The organism is Amaricoccus macauensis (assembly GCF_014201905.1).
GTDB lineage: Bacteria > Pseudomonadota > Alphaproteobacteria > Rhodobacterales > Rhodobacteraceae > Amaricoccus > Amaricoccus macauensis.
Genome location: NZ_JACHFM010000007.1, coordinates 24,060 through 49,417, shown reverse-complemented (window position 1 = coordinate 49,417; position 25,358 = coordinate 24,060). Strand labels below are relative to the sequence as shown.

General features: G+C 70.3%; 15 protein-coding genes and 1 tRNA gene. 8 read left to right on the top strand and 8 right to left on the bottom strand.

Annotation, left to right across the window (positions count from 1 at the left end; genetic code table 11):
- Nucleotides 1-22: 22 nt before the first annotated feature.
- The 3 genes from HNP73_RS21530 to HNP73_RS23790 all read left to right on the top strand — a co-directional run bounded on the left by HNP73_RS21530 (nt 23) and on the right by HNP73_RS23790 (nt 3,582).
- Entirely contained in the window at nt 23-1,075 is a 1,053-nt protein-coding gene (locus tag HNP73_RS21530) for a glycosyltransferase family 2 protein (RefSeq protein ID WP_184155049.1), read from the top strand.
- Nucleotides 1,076-1,289: 214 nt separating this feature from the next.
- Entirely contained in the window at nt 1,290-2,216 is a 927-nt protein-coding gene (locus HNP73_RS21525; RefSeq protein WP_184155046.1) for a glycosyltransferase family 2 protein, read from the top strand.
- A gap of 214 nt (nt 2,217-2,430) precedes the next feature.
- Entirely contained in the window at nt 2,431-3,582 is a 1,152-nt protein-coding gene (locus HNP73_RS23790) for a calcium-binding protein (RefSeq protein ID WP_184155042.1), read from the top strand.
- Between the two features lie 113 nt (nt 3,583-3,695).
- Here HNP73_RS23790 and HNP73_RS21515 read toward each other — a convergent pair.
- The 3 genes from HNP73_RS21515 to HNP73_RS21505 all read right to left on the bottom strand — a co-directional run bounded on the left by HNP73_RS21515 (nt 3,696) and on the right by HNP73_RS21505 (nt 6,367).
- Nucleotides 3,696-3,785: transfer RNA gene (locus HNP73_RS21515), tRNA-Ser, on the bottom strand.
- 120 nt (nt 3,786-3,905) lie between these two features.
- The gene (locus tag HNP73_RS21510; protein ID WP_184155039.1) at nt 3,906-4,970 is read right to left on the bottom strand and encodes a ParB/RepB/Spo0J family partition protein; all 1,065 of its coding nucleotides are present in this window, start codon (nt 4,968-4,970) and stop codon (nt 3,906-3,908) included.
- Nucleotides 4,970-6,367: an AAA family ATPase gene (locus HNP73_RS21505; protein WP_184155036.1), complete on the bottom strand. Its 1,398-nt coding sequence runs from the start codon at nt 6,365-6,367 to the stop codon at nt 4,970-4,972. The genes HNP73_RS21510 and HNP73_RS21505 overlap by 1 nt, the downstream gene beginning before the upstream one ends.
- A gap of 401 nt (nt 6,368-6,768) precedes the next feature.
- On the opposite strand from HNP73_RS21505, the gene HNP73_RS21500 reads away from it, so the two are divergent.
- Nucleotides 6,769-7,812, top strand: a complete 1,044-nt coding sequence (locus HNP73_RS21500) for a replication initiator protein A (protein WP_246400021.1) — start codon at nt 6,769-6,771, stop codon at nt 7,810-7,812.
- A gap of 7 nt (nt 7,813-7,819) precedes the next feature.
- On the opposite strand, the gene HNP73_RS21495 is transcribed toward HNP73_RS21500, so the two are convergent.
- Together HNP73_RS21495 and HNP73_RS21490 are read right to left on the bottom strand one after the other, a co-directional pair.
- On the bottom strand, nt 7,820-8,743 hold the full coding sequence (locus HNP73_RS21495) for a hypothetical protein (protein WP_184155033.1): 924 nt from the start codon (nt 8,741-8,743) through the stop codon (nt 7,820-7,822).
- 106 nt (nt 8,744-8,849) lie between these two features.
- Nucleotides 8,850-9,854 carry a sulfotransferase family protein gene (locus HNP73_RS21490; protein ID WP_184155030.1) on the bottom strand — a complete coding sequence of 335 codons (1,005 nt, stop codon included), beginning with the start codon at nt 9,852-9,854 and terminating at the stop codon, nt 8,850-8,852.
- Nucleotides 9,855-10,013: 159 nt separating this feature from the next.
- Here HNP73_RS21490 and HNP73_RS21485 point away from each other — a divergent pair, with 159 nt between their 5' ends.
- Entirely contained in the window at nt 10,014-10,985 is a 972-nt protein-coding gene (locus HNP73_RS21485) for a UDP-glucuronic acid decarboxylase family protein (protein ID WP_184155027.1), read from the top strand.
- A gap of 214 nt (nt 10,986-11,199) precedes the next feature.
- Here HNP73_RS21485 and HNP73_RS21480 read toward each other — a convergent pair whose 3' ends face one another.
- From HNP73_RS21480 to HNP73_RS21470, 3 genes are all read right to left on the bottom strand, one after another.
- Nucleotides 11,200-13,272, bottom strand: coding sequence for a c-type cytochrome (locus tag HNP73_RS21480; RefSeq protein WP_184155024.1), 2,073 nt, complete (start codon nt 13,270-13,272; stop codon nt 11,200-11,202).
- Nucleotides 13,273-13,517: 245 nt separating this feature from the next.
- The gene (locus HNP73_RS21475; protein WP_184155022.1) at nt 13,518-14,474 is read right to left on the bottom strand and encodes a glycosyltransferase family 2 protein; all 957 of its coding nucleotides are present in this window, start codon (nt 14,472-14,474) and stop codon (nt 13,518-13,520) included.
- A gap of 250 nt (nt 14,475-14,724) precedes the next feature.
- Nucleotides 14,725-16,920: a hypothetical protein gene (locus HNP73_RS21470; RefSeq protein WP_184155019.1), complete on the bottom strand. Its 2,196-nt coding sequence runs from the start codon at nt 16,918-16,920 to the stop codon at nt 14,725-14,727.
- A gap of 286 nt (nt 16,921-17,206) precedes the next feature.
- Here HNP73_RS21470 and HNP73_RS21465 point away from each other — a divergent pair, with 286 nt between their 5' ends.
- The 3 genes from HNP73_RS21465 (at nt 17,207) to HNP73_RS21455 (ending at nt 25,306) form a co-directional block, all read left to right on the top strand.
- The gene (locus HNP73_RS21465) at nt 17,207-21,646 is read left to right on the top strand and encodes a glycoside hydrolase (RefSeq protein ID WP_184155016.1); all 4,440 of its coding nucleotides are present in this window, start codon (nt 17,207-17,209) and stop codon (nt 21,644-21,646) included.
- A gap of 382 nt (nt 21,647-22,028) precedes the next feature.
- On the top strand, nt 22,029-23,507 hold the full coding sequence (locus tag HNP73_RS21460; RefSeq protein WP_184155013.1) for a hypothetical protein: 1,479 nt from the start codon (nt 22,029-22,031) through the stop codon (nt 23,505-23,507).
- Nucleotides 23,504-25,306, top strand: coding sequence for an ATP-binding cassette domain-containing protein (locus HNP73_RS21455; RefSeq protein WP_221288990.1), 1,803 nt, complete (start codon nt 23,504-23,506; stop codon nt 25,304-25,306). The genes HNP73_RS21460 and HNP73_RS21455 overlap by 4 nt, the downstream gene beginning before the upstream one ends.
- Nucleotides 25,307-25,358: the final 52 nt, after the last annotated feature.

Sequence of the window (25,358 nt, the reverse complement as noted above, 5' to 3'; positions counted from 1 at the left end):
CGACCGAGAGGAGGCCGGCTCCATGATCGACGCCCCCGCAGCCGAGGCGGACGCCACGCCCCCGGCCCCTGCCCCGATCCCCCCGACCTTCCTGCCCGAGGCGGCGAAGGCGGCCGAGCCCGTCGTCTCGGTCCTGGTCGTCAGCTACAACACCCGCTCGATGACGATCGCGTGCATCGCGAGCGTCATCGAGCAGACCTCCGTGCCCTACGAGCTCATCGTCCTCGACAACGCCTCGCCCGACGGCTCGGCTCAGGCGATCGCCGAGGCCTTCCCCGACCTCCGCCTGATCGCGAGCCCGGAGAACCACGGCTTCGCCGTCGGCAACAACGTCGCCTCGGCCGGTGCGCGCGGCAAGTACGTGCTCCTGCTCAATCCCGACACGCTGGTCCTCGACCACGCCATCGACCGCATCGTCGGCTTCGCCGAGCGCACGCCCGAGGCGCTGATCTGGGGCGGCCGGACGCTGAACGGCGACCGCACCCTGAACCCCGCCAGCGTCTTCGGCCGGATCACCCTCTGGAGCCTCTTCTGCCGCACCAGCGGCCTCGCGCTCGTCTTCCGCAAGAGCCCGCTCTTCAATCCCGAGGAGATGGGCGCCTGGCAGCGCGACGACGAGCGCCCGGTCGACATCGTCCAGGGCAGCTTCTTCCTGATCCGCCGCGATCTCTGGGAGCGCCTCGGCGGCTTCGACCCGACCTTCGTCATGTACGGCGAGGAACAGGATCTCTGCCTGCGCGCCGCCGCCCTCGGCGCCCGGCCGCGCATGACGCCCGAGGCGGAGATCGTGCACTTCCACGGTGCCTCCTCGCGCCGGGCGGCGCGCGAGATCATGACGCTCAGGGCCAACGTCACCGTGGTGAAGCGCCACCTGCCCGCCTGGCAGCGCTCCCTGGGCGTCCTGCTGCTCGAGGCGTGGCCCTGGAGCCGGATGGCGAGTGGCGGGCTCCTCGCGCGGCTGACGGGCCGTCAGGGCCTTGCGGAGGCGGCGGAGATGTGGGGCACCGTCTGGCGCGCCCGGGCCGACTGGCGCGAGGGCTACCCTCCCCTGCCCCACCCCGCCCGCAAGGACTGATCCGCCGGCCCGGGCAGGGATACGCCGGACAGGGATGCCCCGGACAGGAACAACCGGGCAGGACACCCGATCACGGCAACATGATCGCGGTTTCCAGTTCACGACGGCCTGATCGGGTCGCTCCCCTGCCCCCGACCTTGATGCCACGGGCCGGTCTGGTAGGCTCGCGCGCCAGTATTTCGGGGTGACGAGTGGACGGGGGATTTTGAGAACCATGGACAGCGCAGCAGCGGGCGGCCCGGAGATTTCCGTCGTCGTCCCGCACCTGAACCAGCCCGACCTGCTCGAGATCTGCCTCGCCTCGCTCGCCGCCCAGACCCTGCCGCCAGACCGCTTCGAGGTCATCATCGTCGACAACGGCTCGGGCCGGCTGCCCGCGGCCGAGGTGGCGCACTTCCCCTTCGCCCGGCTGGTGCTCGAGCCGGAGCCGGGACCGGGCCCTGCGCGCAACCGCGGCATCGCCCTCGCCCGCGCCGGGATCATCGCCTTCCTCGATTCCGACTGCATCGCCGACCCGCGCTGGCTCGCGACGCTGCTCGAGACCTTCGCCGCCCAGCCGGAGACCGGTGTCCTCGGCGGCCGGGTGACGATCTTCGCCGCCGGACCACGGCCGAACGTCGCCGAGGCCTTCGATCTGGTCTATGGCATCCGCCAGGAAGTGACGATCGCCCGCCACCGCTTCGCCGCCACGGCGAACCTCGCGGTCCGGCGCGAGGTCTTCGACGCGGTCGGCCTCTTCGCCGGTCTCGCGGTCTCAGAGGACATGGAATGGGGCCAGCGCGCCGACGCCGCCGGGTGGCCCACCCGCCTCGCGCCGGGCGCGCTGGTGCGCCACCCGGCGCGCGACAGCATGGCGGCCCTCAGGAAGCAGTGGGACCGCCACGTGAGCCACTTCTGGAGCATGCGGCCGAAGACCACGAAGAGCAGCGCGATCTGGATCGCCCACGCCGTGGCAATCGCGGGCTCGCCGCTCGCCGAGATCCCGCGCATCCTCGGCAGCGACCGGCTCTCGGGCACCCGCCAGCGCCTCGACGCCTTCCGCGGCGTCGTCGCCATGCGCGGCTACCGGTCGCGGCGGATGCTCGAGGAAGCCTTCCGCCCGGAATCCCACGCCCGCGCCACCCGCTGGAACCGCTCCTGAGACACTCCTGAGACGTTCCGCGCGCGGAACGTCGGGCGGCATCGCAGGCCCGTATCCCGGTGGGCCCACGTCCCTGCCGGACAAGAGTTGCGCCCGGCAGCCCTCGCAATCCCGGTAGCCCCCGCAATTCTGTCCATCCCCTTTCCCCAAAAGGCTGATCTGCCGGGGAACCGCTCCGGGCGTAAGCTTCGGGGACAGTTTGAAGGGGATTTTCATGACAATCGCATTTCTTCGCGGGCCGGCCTTCGCCGACGCCCCGGAAGCGGCTCTCCGCGCCAGCCAGACCCTGATCGGCAGCCCCGGGCCCGACACGCTCTATGGCGACGGCGCGCTCGTCGCGCCGGCCAACGGCAGCGTGACCCTGACCGGGGACGCGGACAACCTCTTCGGCGCCGGCGGCAATGACCTGCTCTACGGCGACGGCATCGCTGCCGGCGCCTTCGCCACCGGCCATGTCATCGGCGGCGACGACATCCTCGCGGGCGGCGCCGGCAACGACACTCTCTGGGGCGACGGCACCACCGGCTTCGGCCGGTCCCGCGGCATCGTCGACGGTGGCCACGACGCGCTCGCGGGCGGCGCGGGCAATGACCTGCTCTACGGCGACGGCATCGCCGAGGTGGTGCATGGCGGCGCCGACACCCTCACCGCCGGTGCCGGGGCGGACACCCTCTACGGCGACGGCATCGGCTATCCGACGCTCGACGGGGCGGCCGACCTGCTCCTCGCCGGGAAGGACGCGGACGTCCTCTACGGCGACGGCACGGTCAGCACCGTCTACATCGGCAATGCCCGGCTCACCGGCGGAGACGACACCCTCGCAGGCGGCGCCGGCAATGACCTGCTCTGGGGCGACGGCGTCGCGACGGCGGGCGGCAGCCGGGCCACCCTCATCGGCGGCGACGACACCCTCACGGGCGGCGCCGGCAATGACACGCTCTGCGGTGACGGCACAGCGGATTCCGCCTCCGGTGCCGCACTCATTGGCGGCGCGGACACTCTCGCAGGCGGTGACGGCAATGACCTGCTCTGGGGCGACGGCTACGCCGCCTCGGCGGGAACGACAGACTTCGCGCTGACCGGCGGCGCCGACAGGTTCGTCTTCGCGCTGCACAGCGGGCATGACGTGATCGAGGACTTCCGCGCGGCCGATGGCGACCGCATCGATCTCCAGGCGCTGCCGCTCGCCTGGGACGACCTCGACACGAACGGCAACGGCGTGCTCGACCGGGGCGACGCCGACGTCGCTGGCCGCGAAGGCACGCTCATCGACCTCGGCCACGCCTCGGGCGGCATGGCCGGGCACGACGTGTTCCGGGTGGCAGACGTCGGCGGGCTGACCGCGGCCGACTTCCTCTTCGCCTGATCCGGGCCTGACACGAGCCTTTCTCGGGCCTTCCTCGGGGGCGGGGGCCGGGCGCACGAACGCCCCGCCCCCGGCGGGACCACATCCGAAACGCGGCTTCAGAAACGGGAAACTGGCGGAGAGAGAGGGATTCGAACCCTCGAGACGGTTCCCCGCCTACACACTTTCCAGGCGTGCGCCTTCGACCACTCGGCCACCTCTCCGGGCAGGCGAGGGGATGCCACGTCGCGGGCCGGACGGCAAGCCCCCCGAGAAGGCTGTCCCGCGAGAGCCGGGAGCCGGCCACCCGGGGAACCCTGTCGACGTTCCGCGCGCGGAACGTCTCAGCCGAGCCGGGCGCGCAGTTCCTCGAGAAGCTCCGGGGTGACGCCCGGCCCCTTCAGCACGAAGCTGAGCGTGCGGCCCCTGAGCCGGGTCTCGAGGGTGACGCCCGGGCGGAACGGCTCAGGCGCGGGCTTCGCGGCCCGAGGCGGCGCCAGCAGCGCACCCAGAGCCGCGAGCTCGGCCTCGGGCGTCTCGGGGGCGGCCGTGGCGAGGGCGGCGGCGATCTCGTCGCGCCCACCGGCGCGGAGCCGCTCCACGAGCGTGAGGCCGAGCCTCTCGGGCAGGTGCGCGGGGAAGCGCAGGATGTCGTCGAAGGCGTGGAAGAGTTCGAGGAACGACCGGATCCGCGAGCGCTTCGGCCGCGAGGCGCTGGCAAAGAGCGTCCTGAGGGCGGCCTCCTCGTCGGGGAAGACCCCGCGCGCCGCGGCGAGGGCCGCCACCCGCGCCCGCTCGTAGTGGCTGAGCCCGACGCGGATCTCGTTTTCCTCGACCATGGTGACATAGGCGTCGGCCACGGTCTCCGGTCGGCGCACCAGCGCCTGCACCGTGGCAAACCGCGCCTCGCCGGTTTCCGCGTGCAGTGCCTTCAGCGCCGCGAGCCGACGCCAGCCGGAGATGAGCCCGTAGGGCAGGGTGCCCTTCGCGTTGCCCGGGATGAGGCCCGTGACATTGCCCGTGCCGTTACCCGTGACGAGCGGCGTCACCTCGATCGGCGTGCGCTGGCCATGGGCGCGAATCGAGGCGCGCAGCACGCTCATGTCCTCGTCCTCGGCCGGGATCCGGTCGCGGGTGAGGTGGTCGGGGGCGATGTCGCCAAGCGGCAGGTCGAGCACCATGCGCCCGGTGTCGCGGGCGCGCGCGACACTGTCGGCGAGCTCCTGCAGCGCCGCGGCCCCGGCGGCCTCGGCGGCCACGCGCGCGATCGGCGCTGCTGGCCCGGACGCTGGCCCGAGGCCGAGCGGTCGGGCAGGGGAGAGTTCCGCGCGCGGAACGTCCGCGTCCCCCAGCGCCGAGCCGGGAGTGGGGCCGAGGGTGGGGCCCAGGGTCAGGCGGCGGCGGGCCATCAGGCGGTCTCCCGGAGTTCGGCGGCGGCGCGTTCGTCGCGGCGCCAGGCGGCCAGCAGCAGCCGCTTGAAGGCGGCATAGGTGAGATCGAAGGTCTGCCGGCCACGGGCGTAGGTCTCGCGGTTGAAGTCGCGGTAATCGGCCTCGTAGATGCCGCCCGCCTGCTCGCCGGCCTGACCGACGAGCGCGGTGAAGTCCTGGCGGTAGGGCGAGAGGTGCCGCCCGAGGTAGGCCTGCATCAGACCGGCCAGCTCGGCCTGCTGGACGGCGTCGTAGCGGGTGACGACCGCCCGGACCGCGTCCCACTCGAAGCGGATTTCCGGGCGCCCCAGCGCGCGCGCGGCCATGTTCTCGCCGTCCTCGATCGACTGGAAGGTCGAGTGCAGCATGTCGAAGAAGCGCCCGGTGGAATCGAACTCGAGAAACGACGCGCCGAGCGGCACCAGCAGGATGTCGGCCGCGGTCAGGCCGTTGATCGTCAGGTAGCCGAGGGCGGGGGGCGTATCGAGGATGATGAGGTCGTAGCGCCCGAGCACGCCGTCGCGCTCGAAGGCGTTGCCGAGCGCCTCCCAGAGCTTCCAGGCACGCAGGGACATGCGCCAGACCGGGATCTGGAACTCGGCCCAGTAGAGGTTCAGCTGCGCCCCGATCAGGTCGATGTTCGGCCAGTGGGTCGGCTGGATCACGTCGTCGGCGGATTTCGTCAGCGCCGCGTCGAGGGTTTCCTCGAGCGGCAGCGGCGCCTCGCCCCGCTCGGCCCGGCGGCGGTTCTCGGCCTGCAGCCCGAGGGCGTAGTCCCGCGCGATCAGCGGAAAGACCGTGTCCCATTCCGAGGTGACGGTGCCGCCGAAGATCGAGGTCATCGAGCCCTGGCTGTCGAGGTCGACCACGAGCACCCGGTAGCCGTCGAGGGCCGCCGACATGGCGAGATGCGCGGCCATCGAGGTCTTGCCGACCCCGCCCTTGAAGTTGGCGATGGCGGCGATCTTCGCCGGCAGCCCCGCGGGGCGCCACGGCGCGTAGGGCTTGGCGCGCGAGCCCTCGGCGGCGAAGTGCGCCCGGAGCCGCAGCACCTCGTCGAGGCTGAACCAGCGGGCGCCGCCTTCGGTCTCGGAGCGTCCCTGCGGCAGGGCCGGGTTTGCCCGGAGCACCCGGCGGAAGTGGGCCGGCGCGACCGGGATCAGGTATTTGGTGATCTCCCAGGTGGAGAAGGGCCGGAGCTGCTTGCCCCCGCCCTCGCTGTGGCCGCGCCGGGTGAGATCGTCCCGGCCCTGGGCGCAGAGGGCCGCCATCTCGGCGAAGTCGGCGGTTCCGACCGGTCCGCCGAGCTCGCGCAACGCCTCGTCAGGGGAAATGCCGAAGTAGGGAGGCAGCGCCTCGTCCGGGGTCTGGGCCATCCTGCTCGCGCCTCATGTGCTGCGTTTTCGGCAGTGTATCAAGATTCGCGGTACATGGAAGATTTTCCGGCATCCGATTCGGATTTTCCTGCCGGATCAGCCGGTTTTCAGGGTTTCCCGGTGGTTTTTCAGGGGGCCTGTGGCGGGTGGGGAAATTCTTCCGGTGTTATTCTCGTGTTAGATAGAGTGTTACGCGGATCGGAGCTGCCGCCAACCGCCTTGAGTCGACTGGCGGATTCCGGGCCGAGATCCCTTCGGGTGAATCCGGAACCACGTTTGCCCGACTCCGAAACCACGGGAAAGCGATTCCGAAACCGCGAAATCTCTGATTGCCCGACGGGCAGGCGCTCCCTACCCTCGGGCGTCATCGAAACCACGATAGAAAACGGGATCACCGTTTCATGGGCATGAGGCAGAGCAGCATGGGGCAGGGCGCGGACTCGCGCCTGCCGGCGGCCACGGCAGACGGCATCACTCCGGCGCTGCCGGGGTTCTTCATCTGCGATCTCGCCTCGCCGGCGCCGAAGGACGACATGGCGTCCATGGAGCATCCGCTCTTCACCCTGGCGACACGGCCCGACCGGCGGATCCTGCGCTACGAGCATGCCGGCGCCACGATCGAGGTGACGCCCTCGGTGAAGGGGCTCGCGACGATCCATGACAAGGACGTGCTGATCTTCTGCATCAGCCAGCTCATGGCGGCGCTGAACGCCGGGCGGCCGGTGGCGCCCACCCTGCGCCTCGTTGCCCATGACCTGCTGGCCGCCACCCACCGCGACACCAGCGGCGACGGCTATCGCCGGCTGCGCGAGGCCTTCGAGCGGCTCTCGGGCACGCGCATCGTCACCAACATCCTGACCGGCGGCATCGAGACCACCCGCGGCTTCGGTCTGCTCGACAGCTGGGAGATCGTGCGCAAGGCGCGGGGCGGCCGGATGATCCTCGTCACCGTCACGCTCTCGGACTGGATCTACCGCTCGGTCCTCGCCCGCTCGGTCCTGACGCTGTCGCGCGACTATTTCCACCTGCGAAAGCCCCTCGAGCGGCGGGTCTACGAGATCGCGCGCAAGCACTGCGGCCGGCAGGCGGAGTGGAAGGTGGGCCTCGAGACGCTGCTGAAGAAGACCGGATCCACCAGCCCGCGCCGGGTGTTCCGCAAGATGATCCGCGACATGGTCGAGGAGAACGGGCTGCCCGACTACACCATCGCCCTCGATGCCGGCGACGTGGTCCGGGTGCGCGCCCGCGGTCTCGCACCCGGCGAGGGGCCCCGGCTCGGGGCGGACGTCCACGACGAGGTGCGCGCCGCCGCCCCGGGGCTCGACCCGTATTATCTCGAGGCGGAGTGGCTCCGGCTCTGGCATGCCACCGGACGGCCGCGGCTGCGCAGCCCCGACGCGGCGTTTCTCGCCTTCGCGAAGGCCCGCGCGGCGCGCCGGAGCTGAGCGCCCCTCAGCCTCCGAGGTGGACCAGACCCTGCACCGGCCGGCGCGGCCGGACCGGGGTCTGGCTGCCGTCGCGGCTGGCGCGGCCAAGCGCCTCGAGATCCCGGCCGTAGCGGGTGTAGCGCCGCATCTGCAGCCGGATCGGTGGCAGCAGGAGCCAGCTGCCGAGCCGCTTGAGGCGCGACTTCGCCGGCACCTTCATCACCTTCTCGAAGGCGGTGGTGGTGTCGACCTCGCCCGCCGGCATGCCGATCTCGGCGAGCAGGCCGCGGATGAAGCCGGCGTTGTCGGCGGTGAAGTCCTCGTAGAGGATCGAGCGCACCCGCACCCCGCGCTGGTGCGCGTCGGCGGCGAGATCGAGCAGCCGGCCGCGCATGTCGGCCTGGTGGCGCATCACCTGATAGAGCAGCCGCGGCCGCACCGGGAAGGTCATGGTCTGCAGCCGCTCGATCGCCTCGCGCTCCACCGCGGCGCGGGCACCGATGGCGAGGCCGAACTGCGGGTGCTTCTCGATCTTCACCTCGGACTGCAGCTTGTTGCCGTGGCTCGTGATGTAGAGGCTGCTCGCGAGTTCGACGAAGTCGCGCCGGGTGAGCACGAAGAGCGTCACGTCGCGCGCGCGCAGGACCTCGCAGACCTTCGCCCAGTCGCCGAACGGGCGCCACTTGAAGCCGATGCTCGCGGGCGTCTCGCCGGCGGGAAACCGCGGCAGGTGCTCGGGCAGGTTCGCGCCGGGCAGCACCCCGGTGGCGAACACCTGGTCGAGGATGCCGGGGATCTCGCCCGTCCGGTCGGCGCCGATGAAGCGGCGGTCGAGGTTCTCGAACACCGGCACGCAGATCCCGGGCTGGCGGGCGAGGATATTGACGACGGGGCTCGATCCGGTACGGCCGGAATAGATGATGACGAAGTTGTGCGAGTGGTCCGGCACTCTCTGCTAGTCCTTCTGCCGATGCGCGCGGGGGGCTTGCGAGGCACTCCGCACGCGGATCCGGTGGGCACGTTCCGCGCGCGGAACGCCAGGCGGGGCGTGCGACCTACCAGTCGCTCGCGTCGTAGAAACGCTCCCAGATCGGCGAGGCCAGCCGCCGGATGGTGGCGATCTCCTCCGGGGTGAGACGGCTGCGGTAGGAACGCATCGAGGCGGCGCTCGAGCGCATGGTGCGCCGGCGGGTGCCGAAGAGCGAGAACCGCCCGATCGCCGGCTGGTCGCTGGTGAACTGCGTGAGCCCGGCCCTCACCTCGTCGGTGAACGGCAGCCCGAGCCGTTCGAAGAGCGGCGGGAAGGCGGTCTCGGGATCGCGCGAGAGATCCTCGTGGCGCACGAAGATCCAGTCCGGGTGCTCCTGGGCCAGCAGGTCGATGTGGTGGTGCAGGATGCGCCAGAGCAGGGTGTTCGCCTCGAGGCTCGGGGAGAGGCGCGGCGCGGCGCGGATCTCGTCGGCGAAGGGCGCGAGGCGGCCCTCCATGAGCGCGGGCTGCTGGCTGAACGCCTCGAAGTTCATCTTGAAACCCGCCGCCTGCATCGAGGCGACGAAGCCCGCCGGGTGGCGCACCAGCACCACGACCTTCGCGCCGAAGCGCCGGGCGATCCAGTCGGCGGAGAAGAGCGCGATCGGATCCTTGATGACCATCCGCGCGTCCTTGCGGCGCATCTGCTCGAAGTAGGCATAATCGCGCACAAGGCGAGCGAGCGCGCGGGGCGGCCGCGGTTTGGAGCGGGTCGGGATGGCGCGAAGCTCCGCCCTCAGGCTGAAGCGCCAGGCCAGCGTGTCCCGCATCGCCTCGAGATAATGCGCCTCGTTCTCCTCGGTGACCTGCACGAAGGAATGCGGGAAATCGGCGCGGCAGAGGCCCTGCGAGCAGTACTGGTTAAACGGTTCGTGCACGAATCCCACGTTTGGCGCGAGACAGAGCACGTTGCCGAGCCACGTCGATCCCGAGCGCGGGGCGCCGGTCACGAGAATCGGTGATCGGTCGCCGGGGCGGGAGGCGAGGTCGGCGATGGTCATGTCGGGGAAGGACGCCTGCTCGTCCAGCATGCGGTGGGGACTCCCTCATACCGGGTAAGGAAACACATGCCGCAGAATCGATTCCGGCGCGGATAAAAGCAAGCGGCAATTCCGCTGCGCTGCACAAGTGTCATTTACCCGCCGATGCGCGGTCTGGTAGGAGGAGCCGAAAACAGGCGGAGACAGTGGATGGGCGGGATCATCTCGAAGCGGATTCTCGTGACCGGCGGCGCCGGCTTCCTCGGCAGCCACCTCTGCGAGCGGCTGGTCGCCGAAGGCAACGAGGTGCTCTGCGTCGACAACTATTTCACCGGGCGCCGGGCCAATGTCGCGCACCTGATGGATGCGTCGAACTTCGAGCTGATGCGCCACGACGTGACCTTCCCGCTCTATGTGGAGGTCGACGAGATCTACAACCTCGCCTGCCCCGCGAGCCCGGTGCACTACCAGTTCGACCCGGTGCAGACCACGAAGACCTCCGTGCACGGCGCGATCAACATGCTCGGTCTCGCCAAGCGGACCCGGGCGAAGATGTTCCAGGCCTCGACCTCGGAGGTCTACGGCGATCCGAGCCAGCATCCGCAGACCGAAGAGTACTGGGGCAACGTCAATCCGATCGGGCCGCGGTCATGCTACGACGAGGGCAAGCGCTGCGCCGAGACCCTGTGCTTCGACTACCTCCGCCAGCACAAGCTCCGCATCAAGGTGGTGCGGATCTTCAACACCTACGGGCCGCGGATGCATCCGAACGACGGGCGGGTGGTGTCGAACTTCATCGTGCAGGCGCTGCGGGGCGAGCCGATCACCCTCTATGGCGAGGGCAGCCAGACCCGGAGCTTCTGCTACGTCGACGACCTGATCGAGGGATTCGTGCGGCTGATGGCGACGCCCGACGACGTGACCGGACCGATCAACATCGGCAATCCGGGTGAGTTCACCATCCGCGAGCTGGCCGAGAAGGTGCTGGAGCTCACCGGATCGGCGTCCGAGCTGGTGCACCGGCCGCTGCCGGAGAACGACCCGACCCAGCGCCAGCCCGACATCACCCGCGCCCGGTCGGTGCTCGGCTGGGAGCCGACCGTCGCCCTCGAGGAGGGGCTGAAGAAGACCATCGCCTATTTCGACGACCTGCTCGCGGGCCGGGTCGCCGCCGAGGCGTGAGAGGTTGCGGAGCCCTGGCTGCGCAAGTTGCGCGGATGGGTCAGGCGATTGATTGTCAATGATACCCTCCCTGCGCGTTAACGGGGATCGCAAGCTTCGTTAACCCCGGAGCGCGGAAACCTGACCCGGCCACGAGCCCGGAGCGCCAGCGAGAGCGGATGCCGGGTGCTCTGACCGCCCGAGGTGCCTCGGGCGGGGGGAGCGGTCATCATCATCAGTAGCGGGAGTCCTTCGGCTTCGGGTCGTTCGGCCAGTCCCCGACCTTGTCGGGGAAGTCCGGCCGGGGCATGTGCGAGAAGTACTCGGCCACGTCCAGCGCGTCCTGATCGCTGAGGCCGCCCTGGCCGAGCGGGAACTGTCCGTGCGCCGCGATCGGCATGTTCTGCCTGACGAAGGCGGCGGCGGTGTTCGTCCGGGCCATGCCGGCACCGATGTTGAACGAGTACGCGCCCCAGAGCGCGGGATAGATGATCCGGCCGGCGGCGTCCCTGATGCCCTCGCCGTCCGCGCCGTGGCAGACGGCGCACTGCGCGGCATAGATCTCCTTGCCGCGGACGGGATCGGGCGTGAGCGTCGTGTCGATCTTGCCGATTCCGCGGCCCTCGACCTTGTCCTCGGGCTTCGTCTCGCCGCGCATCCAGTCGAAATAGGCCAGCATGGCCTTCATGTCGTCGCCGGTGGGGTCGATCGGCTTGCCGTTCATCGAGCGGCGGAAGCAGCCGTTGATGCGCTCCTCCATCGAGATGACCTTGCCCGCGCGCTTCTGGTAGGACGGGAAGAACGCGGAGATGCCCACGTAGGGCGAGCCGTCGGCGACCGTGCCGGCGTTCAGGTGGCACGACGAGCAGTTGAGGCCGTTCCCGACGTTCTCCGGCAGGAGGTCGCGGGTCTCGGCGTTGAGCCGCATGCCGTGCACGAGCTGTTCCGCGTTGTCCTCGGCGAGCATGCTCGCGATGCGAGGGGTCTCGAAGCGGGAATCGTCGATCGAGGGGTCGAGCTTCCGGCGCGCCTCGGCCACCTGCTTCGTCGAGATGCCTCCCGCGCCGCCGCCCCAGTTGTCGCGCACGAAGGTCAGGATCGCGGCGATCTCGTCGTCGCCGAGGCGGGCGAAGCCCGGCATGTGGAAGCTGCGCGGATGGGTCGCGGTGACCGGTGTCTGCCAGCCGGTGAGCGTGATGTGGAGAAGCGTCGCCGGATCCTCGGCCGAGATCGTGTGGTTGCCCACGAAGGGCGGGAAGATCCCCGGCACGCCTTGGCCGTTCAGCCGGTGGCAGTCGGCGCAGAACTGCGCGTAGCCGAGTCCGCCCGGCGTGGTGTAGGTGGTCCCGGGCACCGTCGCGGCCGCGACCAGCTCCTCCTGGGTCAGGGGCACCTCGGGCTCGGTGCGCTCATAGGGCAGCGACTTCATGTAGACGGCCATCGCCGTCAGGTCTTCCTCGGTGAAATGCTGCGTCGAGTGCGAGATCACGTCGACCATGCCGCCCGAGACGGTGGCGAACCGGTTCTGGCCGGTCCTGAGCAGCTCCACCATGTCGGGGATGTCCCAGAGGTTGCGCAGGCTGACCGCGTTCCAGTTCTCGACCTGGGCGCCGGCGAGGAAGTCGGCTCCGTTGCGGCCCTTCTCGTCCATGGTGACTTCCTGGAAGGCGAGGCCGCGGGGCGTGTGGCAGGCGCCGCAGTGCCCGAGGCTCTGGACGAGATAGGCGCCGCGGTTCCACCCGGCGTCCTCGGCCGGGTCGGCCACGAACTGCCGGTCGTCGAGGAAGACGGCGTTCCAGTAGGAGAGCCCCCAGCGCTGGCTGAACGGAAAGGGCAGCGCGGTCGGCGTGTTGGCCCGCTCGACCGGGGCGACGCCCGCCGTCATGTAGGCCCAGAGCGCGCTCATGTCCTCGTCCGTCATCCGCGCGTAGGAGGGATAGGGCATCGCGGGATAGAGATTGTGCCCGTCGGCGGCGACGCCCTGGCGCATGGCGCGGTCGAACTCGGCGAAGGTCCACTCGCCGATGCCGGTTTCCCGGTCCGGGGTGATGTTCGTCGAATAGATCGTGCCCATCGGGCTTTCGAGCGCCAGACCCCCGGCCATGGGCTCGCCGTCCCTGGCGGTGTGACAGGCGACGCAGTCGCCGAGCTCGGCAATGTATCGTCCCTGCTCGATAAGCTCCGGGACAGGCGCTTCGGTAAAGCCCGGAGAGATCTCCGCCAGACGTGGCGGCAGCGCGAACCAGAGGGCGAGACCCGCCACGCCCAATACGGCCGCAGCACCGATGGCTGCTTTCTTCCCGAGCATTCTGAGTTCCTTCGTCCGGCCTCAGGCAAATCCAGCCGCCAGCCTATGGGATCCGGTATCTGAATAAATTGATCATGATCAATTCTGTTGATATGGATAATGCGGGGTGCATCTTTGAGTTAAGTCGGAGATATCCCCGTGGCATATCCGATAACGATATGAGATACTTCCAAATATAAATGGAAATATTTCCCAATGTGGTCATGCCAGGATGGGAAGCAGTCTGCCACGGGGGCAGTTCGCCCTCAGGAGGCGTCGGGGGGCTGGCGCCGGAGGGCGCGGGCGAGGCGCAGGCCCGCCACGTAGAGCGACATGGCGATTGGCCGGGATTGTCCCGGCCGGGCGGCCCGGGCGAGGGCGAGGTAGCACCGCGCCGCATCGAGGTCGCCGCTGCGCCGGCTGTCGCCGGCGAGGATGTAGTATTGCCGGGCGAGGAGGTCGGGGCGCCCGGCATAGAGCGGCCGCGACTTTTCGAGGATCATCGCGTGCGAGCGGAGCTGCTTCTCGAGATTGCGGGTGAGCGAGTTCGGCGAGAAGCGCTGATGCACCAGCGGCGCGTCGACGAAGGCGATCTCGCCGGCGCCCGCGAGGCGGATCGCGAATTCCCAGTCCTCCATGGCGGGCAGGCTCTCGTCGAAGCCGCCGAGCGCGAGGAAGACGTCGCGGCGCACCACCACGGTCTGGGTGCTCATGACGTTCTGCATGAGCAGCGTCGGCTGGATCCGCCCCTCGACGAGCTCGATCTCCGGGCCGGGAACGTAGGCGAGCCGGGTGCGGCCGTGGGCGTCCGCGTCAAGCTCCCCCACGGTCAGCAGGCCGCAGTAGGCGGCGATCGCGTCCGGGTGCGCCTCGAGGCGGGCGAGCTGCAGCGCGAGCTTTTCCGGCAGCCATTCGTCGTCGCTGTCCTGGAAGGCGATCCAGCGGCCCCGCGCCTCGGCGGCACCGGCGTTGCGCGCCCCCGCCGCCCCGCGGTTCTTCGGCAGCCGCACCACCCGGAGCCGGGGGTCGGCGACGGTTTCCGCCGCCTCGGCGGTGCCGTCCGAGGAGCCGTCGTCGATGACGAGGAGTTCGAAATCGGTCCGGGTCTGCCGCAGCACGCTGTCGATCGCCGCGACGATGGTCGCCGCCCGCTCATAGGCCGGGATCACCACCGTGACGGGGGGCGAGGACGGTGACAGGGGCGGGGAGTCGGCTGGACGCATGTGGTGCTTCTCTGGTCGGACCCGAGCTATAGGCGAGGCGGCAGGGGTTTCCAATGCAAGGCGCGCGGGCCTCGCGGAAATGTCGGCACTCCGTGTTGGTCGATGCCGATGCATCCGGGATCCACTGGCCGGATCCACTGGCCGGATCCACTGGCCGGATCCACTGGCCAACACGGAGTGCAGACATGCGCCCGGGCAGGTGTTTCACGCTGCCCGCGCCTCACTCCGGCACGCCTCGTTCTGGCACGCCTCATTCTGGCCGGCCGGTCTCCCGCACCACGAGGCGGCCGTCCGGGTCGCGTTCCAGCGGATAGGCGACGGTCTCGGCCGGGCCGCCGGTCTCCGGCAGGCGGCTGCCGTCGGGGGCGAAGATCTCGTCCGGGGTGCCGTCGCCGCGGCTCCGGACCCAGCCGGTGAGCACGCCGTCCTCGCCGTAGGTGAAGTGGTCGGTCCAGTCGGCGTGCGGCACCAGCATCGGGTCGGCGTAGACCCCGGGTGCGGCGTGGGCGATCGCTGCGGTGCGCGGCGCGCCGTCCGGCCCGGTCTCGATCTCGCGGACCTCCGAGGGCGGCATGTACCAGCTGAGGATCGCCGGCGCGCTGTCGTGGGCGCCGTTCGAGGCGAAGACGCCCACATCGACGCGGGCGGAACGGATCGGGTTCTCCTTCGAGATCGGGAACGGCGGCGTCCAGTCGAGGGTGATGCGGGCGCGGGTGCCGCCGTCGAGCGGCTCGATCGTGACGTGGCGCGGATCGCCCTGCAGCAGGCGCCACTCGAGGACGAGCTTGCGGCCGTTCGGATCGCGGGTCTCCGCCGCCGAGACCACCATGCTGCGCCGGGCGGCCTTGGAGCGCCAGACCCGCGCGATCGCGCCCGGCGTGTCGAAGAGCTGTTCCGAGAGACCGGCGCCGAAGAAGTCGATGCCCGGGGTGGCGAGGTCTTCGCTCTCGACGCTGAGGCGCACCTGCGGCGGGATGGCGTCGGCCTTGATGGCGTTCGCGAGGCTCACCATGCGGGCGGTGTTGATGTCCCAGGGCGCGATCGCGGCCGGCCAGGCGGTGGCGCTCATGTAGAGCGGGCGCGAGGTGACCGGCCGGAGGCTGCGGTGGAAGACCATCTGCACCGTGGGCACGATCAGGTTTTCCGCGGTGAGCTTTGCCTTGGTGTCGGGGCGGAAGCTCGCGAGGATGAGTGCGACCGCGTCGAGGAATGGCTGGTCCGACCCCGAGGAGCCGTGGCTGACCAGCAGGTAGGGGGTGTTCGCCGGGAAGAGGTCGCCCACCTCGTCCGTCTTCGCCGCGTCGAAGTCCTTGTGCGCGGGATAGACGTAGAGCGCGTTCGTGCTGGCGTTCTGCCAGAGGCGCAGGGGGCCGGCGCCGTCGGGCTCGGTCATGGCGAGGCGCGGCAGGCTGCGCCAGAGCGCGCCGTCGGTGACCGCGGTCGAGGAGTTGCCGAAGGTCGGCCGGTCGAAGAGGAAGCGGTCCTGCAGGCCGTAGTCGGCATCCGCCGCCCGGGCGGCCGGGTCGTAGACCGTGGCCGCGACCTGCGGGTAGCGGGTGAGATCGAGGCGCGAGTTGCCGCGATCGCGGTTGTCGTAGAGATCGCCCCAGTTGCCGGCGGCGCGGCCGCGTTTCCAGTGCTCGCGCAGGATGTCGAGGGCGGCGACCTTGGGCTTCGCCGGCAGGACCGGGCCGGGTGGCTTCGCGGCGAAGGCGAAGCGCGGCGTGAGCCGGCCGGTCTCGGGGGTCCAGGCGGTGCTGGCCTCGGTGATGGGCGCGCTCTGATCCGTGACCGCCGCCGGCACCGGGGCCACCGGCGCGGGGTCCGGCCGCGCCAGCAGCGCCGCGAGGCGGGGCGCGAGGGCGGGGTCATCGCCGAGCGGTGCGAAGATCGGGCCGGCGAGGAGCTGGGCAAGGCCGGTGAGCCCGGCGTCCGCCGCGGCCTCGAGGTCGTCGAGCGCGCTGGTGGGGACGCCCGCCAGCATGGCGAGCGCGGCCCGGGCGGCGCGGGGTTCCGGCAGGGCGGGGCTCGCCGCGATCCGGGCGTCGAGCCGGCGGGCGGCACCAGTGAGATCGCCCGCCTCGGCCTCACCGAGGGCGAGATCCACCTCGGCCGCAACGGCGGGCCGGGTGAAGAATGCGACGGCTGCCGGATCGGGGGGCGGATCGGGGGGCGGAGCTGCGGGCGGCCCGATGGCAGTCGGAGCCGGATCGGGCGTGCCGGGTGCGGCGGCGGCAGTTTCCGGGGCAGTCTCCGGGGCAGTCTCCGGTGCCGTTTCCAGCGCGGGGGCGGGGCGGGGCAGGGGAAGGAGCAGCGGGTCGGTCGCGGCGGCTTCCGGTGTGGTCTGAGCGGGGGCTTGGGTATACGCCGCCTCCGGCGTGGCGAGGAGGAGGCAGGCCAGGGGAAGGCCGATCACGAGAAGGCTGCGGAGGGGCAGGTCTTTCACCCTCGGAAAATCCGTTCCGCCCGCTGTCACGGCGATCCGGGATGGCGGAACCCGGACGGCAGGCGCTTCCTGAGCACGGGGGCGCCGGGAGTCAAGTCGTTGATTATTCCTTGGGAATACCCAATTGTAAAACAAGCATAAACTTTGGTGAATGTTCCCTTAATTCCACGAACTGTGTTCGGGTTGGTTTGGCAAAGCGACGAAAGATGTGCGTATAACCCGGTAAATTCGGGGCGGAACTTCCCGCCCGCCTGATCGTTCCTTTTGTCTCCCCGGAGTAATGCCAGTGGATCAATCCCCGGATACCTCTGCCACCGTCCCTGTAGGGACGACCTCTGTTTCCGTCCCTGCGGGGACCTCTGCTTCCGTCCCTGTGGGGACTGGCGACGACATCGTTTCCATCGACGAGCTCAGGGCCGGGTTCGGCGTGGTGGTGAGCGGCCGCGACGCCGCCGGCCAGCAGGTGAGCCGCTTCCGCGCCGATGCAGACGCGGTGGCGCCGCCGTCGGTGCTGCTCGCGCCGGCCCTTCAGGGTGCGCCAAAGGTCGGCGTCGCGCTGTCGCTCCTGCCCGGCAGCTGGCGCGGCGCGCCGGTGCTCGGCCTCGCGTGGCTCCGGGACGGGGTGGCGATCGCCGGTGCGACCGGGCTCTCCTACCAGCCGGTGGCGGCCGACGACCGGCGGCTCCTCTCGGTGCGGGTGAGTGCCGCGAACGCCCTCGGCACGGTGGTGGCCGAGACCCCCGCCCTCAGCGTCACCCGGGTGGCGCCGGTGGCGGCGCGCGGGCTCGCCGACGTGGCGACCGATCTCGGCGGCGCGGCGGCCAGCGTCCCGGCGGCCGCGGCCTTCGACGGCGCGGGGCTCACGTTCAGCGTGAGCGGCGCCGGTGTGCGGATTGACAGCGCGACCGGCGTGGTGACCATCTCCACCGCAACCCTGCTCACCCGGGAGCGGATCACGGTGACGGCGACGAACTCCGGCGGCAGTGCCACGGGCGACTTTTTCCTGACGGTTCGCCCCAGCCTGCCTGTCGTCCAGACCGCGCCGGCGCTCTCGGGCACCGGCCGGATCGGTGCGCCGGTCGGCGTCTCGCCCGGCGTCTGGAGCGGGGCACCGGGCTTTACCTACCAGTGGCTCCGGGGCGGCGTGGCGATCGCTGGCGCCACGGGGACGAGCTACACGCCGGTTGCGGCCGACGACCGCAAGGAGCTCACCGTCCGGGTGACGGCGACGAACCCGGGCGGCAGTGCCGTGGCGGTGACCCCGGGCCTCGCCATCAGCCGCACCCCGCCGGTGGCGGTGACGGCCCTCGGCGATGTCACCACCTACCGGGGGGCGCCTGCCCTCGTCCTTGACGCATCCCGCGCCTTCTCGGGCGAGGGGCTCGGCTTCGCGATCGCGGTCACCGGGGTCAGCGCGGCGCAGGCCGCCGGCGTGACGGTGCAGGCGGCGACCGGCCGGGTCAGCGTGGCGACCACCGCGGCCCTCGCGGGCGCCACGGTGCGCGTGACGGCGACGAACTCGGGGGGCAGCGCCGTCACGAGCTTCCGGGCGACGGTGACCGCGCAGCCGGCGAACGTGCTGCCGTTCCTGCTCACGCTGCCGCTTCTCGCCGGGTCGGCGAAGATCGGCTCGGCCATGACCGCGGGTACCGGCTCCTGGGGCGGCTATCCGGCGCCGACTGCGCCGCGGCAGTGGCTGCGCGACGGCGTGGCGATCCCCGGCGCGACCGGCGCGAGCTACACCCTCACCCCGCAGGACGACCAGCGGTCGATCTGCTGCCGGGTGACGGCGCGGAACGTGGTGGGCTCGGTCGTCGCCACGACTGCGACGGTGGTGCCGACCTACGTGGCGCCGACCGCGAAGGGTCTGCTGGCGGAGGAGATCTTCGACGCGGGCACCGGGCCGCAGCCGGTGCCGACGGCGGGCGACTTCACCGGCGAGGCGCTGGCCTTCGCGGTGGACCCGGCCGCGTCGACGGCGGGCGTCACGATCGACGCGGGCAGCGGGGTGGCGACGATCCCCACCACCGCGGCGCTCGCGCTCACCGTGGCGGTGACCGCGACGAACTCCGGCGGGGCTGCCACCTCGCGCTTCCCGGTGACGGTGGAGGCCGAGGACGACGCGCCCTTCCCGCTCGAGATCGAGGACATGGAGGTGCTGCGCTCGGAGTTCCGCCCCACGGACCAGAGCGTGTGGTTCTCGCCGGTGGTGCGCTTCCCCGGCCTCGCCGCGGAGGCGGTGGCCGCGATCGAGTGGACGACCGCGACCGGCGAGACGGTGGCGGACAGCCAGTACGAAGTGGTGGCCCGCATCGGCACGACCGACACCCACGCGCTCTTCATGCGCGACGCGGGCCGGAACGCGCCGGGGGCGCAGCCGCGGGTCGATTACAGCGTCTGGCGGCTGGACGAGACCAACCGGCGCAAGGCGCTGCGCTTCCGCTGGCAGCGTGTGGCGGATGGCGCCTGGTCGGCGCCCTCGGCGGCGGTCGAGGTGCCGGAGGCGTCGGCGACGGGGGATCCGCTCTGGGTGCCGCTCGTCGCCCGCAACAAGGCGCAGTTCGAGGCCGGTCAGGTCGGCGGCCCGGGCATGCAGTTCCTGCGGGACTTCGCCACGACCCCGGCGAACCCGAACCTCATCCTCTGCCCGATGGACCAGAACTTCCCCTGGGCGTCGGATGATTTCGGGGCGAGCCTCTACACGCCGAACTGGAACGGGCTCTGGGTCGGGCGCTCCGGGGTCTCGGCCTGGATCGACCCGGAGGACGCGAACCGGCAGATCCTCATGTATTCCGCCGCCAGCCAGGCGATCGACCCGGCCTTCGATGCGTTTTCCGGGGTCTATCTCTCCACCGACGGCGGCGTCAGCTGCACCCACGTGCTGTCGATGCCGCTCTTGCAGGGGACGACGAGCTCGCGCCACAACATGCGCCTCGTCACCCACGTGCCGGGCGGCACGCCCGCGACCCGCACGCTCTATGCGCTGCACAACGCCCGGGCGGACTCGAAGGAGCCCACGATCGGGATGCTGCAGCTCTGGCGCTCGCAGAACGGTGGCGCGACCTGGGCGAAGCTCGGCGGCGAGCTCGATGCCGCGACCTATGCCAAGGGCAAGAACGGCGCCTACGGCATCGCGGCGGCGCCGAACGGCGATCTCTACCTCTGGACCGAGACCGGCGCCTGGCGCTCGGCCGCGGGCGCCGCGGTCGGCACCACCTGGACGAAGCTCTCGTCGCTGCCCGCGGGCAAGACGGTGCACATGATCGACGCCGCCGCCGGCAATGGCGTGGTCTGGGCCGCGGTCGAGGACAGCGGGCTCTACACCGCCACCGACGGGGTGCGCTTCACCCGCAACGCCGGGCTCGGCGTCTACCGGGCGATGACCTTCGCGATCTCGCCGGCGGATCGCAACTGCATCGTCGTGAGCGGCAACGGCAGCCCGCCGCGCTACACCCGCGACGGCGGCAGGACCTGGAGGGAGACCGTCACCAACCCGGCCCTCGGCCAGGAGGACAACTTCAGCCACAAGATGGGCAGCGGCGACCACTACGGTCTGGTGGGCAAGCCGGACGACCCGCAGGTGTTCTTCGCACAGCGCGGCCAGCATCTCGGCATCTCGCGGGACGGCGGCGCCACCTTTGACTGGACCGGCAAGTTCTTCGATGGCAGCCACACCCGCGACATCGGCTTCCATCCGTCGGACTGGCGCGTCTTTGCTCAGGCGCAGCAGGACCGCAGCCTGGTCTACACCGCGACCGCGGGCGACTACTGGCTGAACGACCTGATCGGCGGCCCGCAGGATCCGGTCAGCATGCCGGGCGGGCAGATCGCCGCGGCGATCGACAACGGTCAGCACATCTCGGGCGGGGGCACCGTCCTCCACCCGAGCGGGCGGATCCTCACCCTGCAGGGCAACGTCAGCGGCAAGCGGGTTCCCTGCCTGATGCAGCCGAGGGGCAATGACCCCATGGGCGAGATCCTGGTGGTGACGGACGCGGTCAGCACCCTCTCGAGCGTGGCGCAGCTCGATCCCCACGACCCGAACACCGCCTTCCTCGGCAACTTCCGGGCGGACAATCTCGACGCGCCCGAGCTCGCCGGGATCGGCTTCACCCGGTTCGCCTACGGCTTTCTCGGCGCGACGGGGGCGGGCGGCACCACGGCGATCTTCGGCACCTCGAAGGACAAGACCGACAAGGTGATCCGCCGCTCGGTCAACCGGGGCACCGGCTGGACCGGCTGGGCGACCGCCTCGGCGAGCTTCCGCCCGGTGGACCAGACCCCGGCCATCACCGTCTGCCCGCACCATCCGGCCCGGGTCTATGCGGTGAGCGCCGGGGCGAAGGTGGTGCGCATCGAGGGGGTGACGAACCCGACCGAGACGATGATCTTCGACGCGCGGGACTTCGTCGCGCCGGGGCATCCGAAGTACGCGGTGAACTCGATCGCGGTCGATCCGCGCAACGAGGACCTGCTCTATGTCTCGCTCTTCATGTGGGGCACGCCGAACGTCTTCCGCTCCACCGACCGCGGCGCCAGCTGGACCGACATCTCGCGCAACGTGCCGAGCCTCGACGGGGAGATCTTCATCCACCCGCTCACCTCGGACGTGTTCTTCGGCTCGTCGCACGGCACCCACGTGCTGCCGCCGCCCGCCGGGATCCGGGCGGGCCTCGCGCCCGGGACCTCGGTCTATGACCGCACGCGGGCCTTCAACGCCCGCTGACGCACCTGTGACAGGATGGCCGGCCGCCCGCCCCCTTCGGGGATGACGCGGGCGCGCCTCGGTCCGGAAGGGGAAAGGGGGCGGATCCGGGAGGATCCGCCCCCTTTTCCCTGTTCCCTGCGGCATTTTCACCGGTCTCGGCCCAGTGTCCGCCGGCTGTTCTGCATCGGCAAGCTCTGGCGCAACCGGCCCGGGCCGGGGGGTGCGCAGATCTGTCAATTGATCGTTCCGGCAAATGACGGTATGAGCCACCGGAAGTGAGGGGCGTTACGGCGGGAAGCCGGCCCGGGTCCGGGGGGGTGATTCCGGGACCGTGCGCGCCCGGTTTTTGTCGTTTGTGTACCCGGTGTCTGGTGATGTCGATGCGAGGCTGGAGCCTTTAATGGTTGAGCAGACCCATCCGGGCAATGCCCGGTACGTCGTGCCACCCCGAGCTCCGGTCGCCACCCTGACGGCCGATGAGCGGGACACGCTGTTCCGTGGCCGCCTTCTCGTGGCGATCGTCGTCGTCCTGTTCATCCCCGGAATCTTCATGGTCGCGGGCAGCGTGCTGTCCCCCTACCGGGTGCTGCTGCTCGGCATCTTCCCCTGGCTGCTCTGGCGCTGGCTCACCATGCGCCCCTGCGTCGTCGATTTCCTCGTCCTTGCGAGCGCCACATGGACGGTGCTCGCGCTCGTGAAGAACCACGGGCTCGGCGTGGGGCCACGGGCGGTGATTTCCTTCGTGGAGTTCTTCGGCGCCTACCTGATCGGGCGGATCCTGATCACCAACGCCAGCGAATACAAGCGCTTCTTCAAGATCCTCGCCATAGCCTTCGCGGTGCTGCTGCCCTTTGCCCTCCTCGAGATGGTGACGGGCTTCAACCTGGTGCGGCGGATCTTCGACGTCTTCTTCACCATCCCGGCGCGCCAGCACAACCTCGGCATGCGCCTCGGCCTCGTGCGGGCGCAGGGCACGCTCGAGCACCCGATCCTCTGGGGACTCGTCGCCACCATCGGCGTGGCGAACGGCTTCTACATCTGGCGGCAGAACCTGGTGAAGGCCCTCGGCATGAGCGGCTTCTTCACCTTCATGGTGGGCACCTCGCTCTCCTCGGGGCCGCTGCTCTCGGTCTTCGCGCAGGCCTGCTTCATCGTCTGGGACCGGCTGCTGTTCTTCATGCGCTTCCGCTGGATCGTGCTGGGGTTCCTCGCGCTCATGGCGCTCATGCTCCTGCGGATCCTCGCGGAGTTCCAGGTGCTCGACTTCGTGCTCGACAACTTCACCTTCAGCAAGACGTCCGCGGACGGCCGACTCGTGGTCTTCGACTACGGCATGATGGAGGTGATGAAGCACCCGGTGTTCGGCATCGGCCTCAACGACTGGACGCGGCCCTGGTATCGGGCCGGCAAGTCGAGCTTCGACAATTTCTGGCTGCTCGAGGCCATGCGCTACGGCCTGCCGACCTTCGGGTTCCTGGCCCTCGCCTGGGTCGGCGGGGCCCTGCGCATCGCGACCCAGCGCACGCTCACCCCCGAGGAGCAGGACTGCCGGCGCGGCTACCTGATCGCGCTCGCGGGCCTCACGATCACCCTCGGCACCGTCTACATCTGGAACGCCACCTGCATCTTCGTCTGGATCTATCTGGGCGCCGGCGCGTGGTTCTACATGTCGAAGGAGCCCGGCGAGGAGACCCAGGACGAGGAGACGCGGGCCCGGCGGGCAGCACAGGGGCGCGGTGGCGTCCGGGGCAAGCCTGCCACGGGGGTAGCCCGGCCAGCCGGGGCGCGGGCGCGGATGCAGGAGCCGGCGGCGATCCGGGGAACGGGACGCGGCCGAAACGGAATGGCTGGCGGAATGAGCGAAGGAGTACCTGTGTGATCGCGACGTACCGCAAGCTTCTCGATCTCCTGACGGCGCGGGAGCGGCGGCAGTTCTACTGGCTGATCGTCATGATCGTCATCATGGGCGTGCTCCAGATGATGTCGATCGCCCTGATCCTGCCGCTCATGTTCGTGCTGCGCCGGCCCGACGTGATCGACACCAATACGACCCTCTCCTGGTTCTACCAGACCTTCGGCTTCCAGTCGCACCAGGGCTTCATGATCGGCCTCGCGGCGGCGGTGTTCTTCTTCATCATCTTCGGCATGGTGTTCAAGGCGGTGGCCTCCTACGCCACCTACCGCTTCACCATGATGCGGGCCTACACGATCAGCCTCCGGATGCTGAACGCCTATCTCGCCCAGCCCTACGCCTGGTTCCTGACGCGGAACAGCGCCGGGCTCGGCTCGGCGGTGCTCGGCGAGGTGCAGAAGGTGGTCACGACCTCGCTCCTGCCGGCGATGCGCTTCATCACCTCGGTGGTGCTCTCGGTCTCGCTCATCACGCTGCTCATCGTGATCCGTCCCGGCGTGGCGATGGTCGCGGCCGGGCTCATCGGCGGCATCTACGGCCTGCTCTACATGAGCGTGCGGCGCAAGGCGGTTCGCATGGGGCGCGAGCGGCACCAGATGAACGAACTGCGCTACCGGGTGGTGGGCGAGGCGTTCGGCGGCATGAAGGACGTGAAGCTCCTGAACCTCGAGTCGTATTTCAGCGCGCGCTTCCGCCACCCGGCCGAGCGGGTCGCCTATTGCGACGCGGTCAACCTCATCCAGCGCGAGGTGCCGCGCTACGTGATCGAGGGCGTGGCCTTCGGCGGGCTGCTGGTCTTCGTGCTCTACCTGCTCATCTCCGGCGACGGGGATCTGGCGAGCGTGGTGCCGATCCTGTCGGTCTACGCCTTCACCGCGATCCGGCTGTTCCCGGCGCTGCAGCAAGTCTACGGCTCGATCGGGCAGATGCGCTTCGCCCAGCCGACCCTCGACAAGCTGCACGACGACTTTCTCACCACCAACGCGAAGAACCCGCAGCGGCTCGACGCCGGCCGCTCGGCCGCGCCGGTCCGGCTCACCAGCACGCTGGAGCTGCGCGACGTGGTCTACGCCTATCCGAACGCCGAGCGCGCGGCGCTCCGGGGCTTCTCGATCACGGTCGAGGCACACAGCAGCGTCGGCCTCGTGGGTGGCACCGGTGCGGGCAAGACCACCGCGGTCGACATCATGCTCGGGCTGCTCGAGCCGCAGGCCGGCGCGCTCGTCATCGACGGGGTGGCGATCACGCCCGCGACGCTGCCCGGCTGGCAGCGCTCGATCGGCTACGTGCCGCAGCATATCTTCCTGACCGACGACACCATCGCGGCAAACATCGCCTTCGGCCAGAAGGCCAAGGACATCGACATGGCGGCGGTGGAGCGGGCGGCGCGGATCGCCGAGCTGCACGACTTCGTCCTGCGCGAGCTGCCCGATGGCTATCAGACCAAGGTGGGTGAGCGCGGCGTGCGGCTCTCCGGTGGCCAGCGCCAGCGGATCGGCATCGCCCGCGCGCTCTATCACGACCCGGACGTGCTCATCCTCGACGAGGCGACCAGCGCGCTCGACAACCTGACCGAGAAGGCGGTGATGGACGCGGTGCACAACCTCGGGCGGGCGAAGACCATCGTGATGATCGCGCACCGGCTCACCACCGTGCGCGACTGCGACACGATCTACATGCTCGAGCAGGGCCAGGTGGTCGCCGGCGGCACCTACGACGAGCTCATCGAGACCAACCGGCAGTTCCGGGCGCTGGCCGGTGCCTGAGGATCGCGCGGACATTCCCGGCGCGGCAGAAGCCGCGCCCGGGACGCATCCC

Excerpts from the sequence above, each read along its gene's own strand:
- HNP73_RS21460 (WP_184155013.1), top strand. The coding sequence starts at position 22,029 with ATGGTTGAGCAGACCCATCCGGGCAATGCCCGGTACGTCGTGCCACCC.
- HNP73_RS21530 (WP_184155049.1), top strand. The coding sequence starts at position 23 with ATGATCGACGCCCCCGCAGCCGAGGCGGACGCCACGCCCCCGGCCCCT.
- HNP73_RS21505 (WP_184155036.1), bottom strand. The coding sequence starts at position 6,367 with ATGGCCCAGACCCCGGACGAGGCGCTGCCTCCCTACTTCGGCATTTCC.
- HNP73_RS21490 (WP_184155030.1), bottom strand. The coding sequence starts at position 9,854 with ATGCTGGACGAGCAGGCGTCCTTCCCCGACATGACCATCGCCGACCTC.
- HNP73_RS21480 (WP_184155024.1), bottom strand. The coding sequence starts at position 13,272 with ATGCTCGGGAAGAAAGCAGCCATCGGTGCTGCGGCCGTATTGGGCGTG.
- HNP73_RS21500 (WP_246400021.1), top strand. The coding sequence starts at position 6,769 with ATGGGCATGAGGCAGAGCAGCATGGGGCAGGGCGCGGACTCGCGCCTG.
- HNP73_RS21475 (WP_184155022.1), bottom strand. The coding sequence starts at position 14,474 with ATGCGTCCAGCCGACTCCCCGCCCCTGTCACCGTCCTCGCCCCCCGTC.
- HNP73_RS23790 (WP_184155042.1), top strand. The coding sequence starts at position 2,431 with ATGACAATCGCATTTCTTCGCGGGCCGGCCTTCGCCGACGCCCCGGAA.
- HNP73_RS21485 (WP_184155027.1), top strand. The coding sequence starts at position 10,014 with ATGGGCGGGATCATCTCGAAGCGGATTCTCGTGACCGGCGGCGCCGGC.
- HNP73_RS21510 (WP_184155039.1), bottom strand. The coding sequence starts at position 4,970 with ATGGCCCGCCGCCGCCTGACCCTGGGCCCCACCCTCGGCCCCACTCCC.
- HNP73_RS21525 (WP_184155046.1), top strand. The coding sequence starts at position 1,290 with ATGGACAGCGCAGCAGCGGGCGGCCCGGAGATTTCCGTCGTCGTCCCG.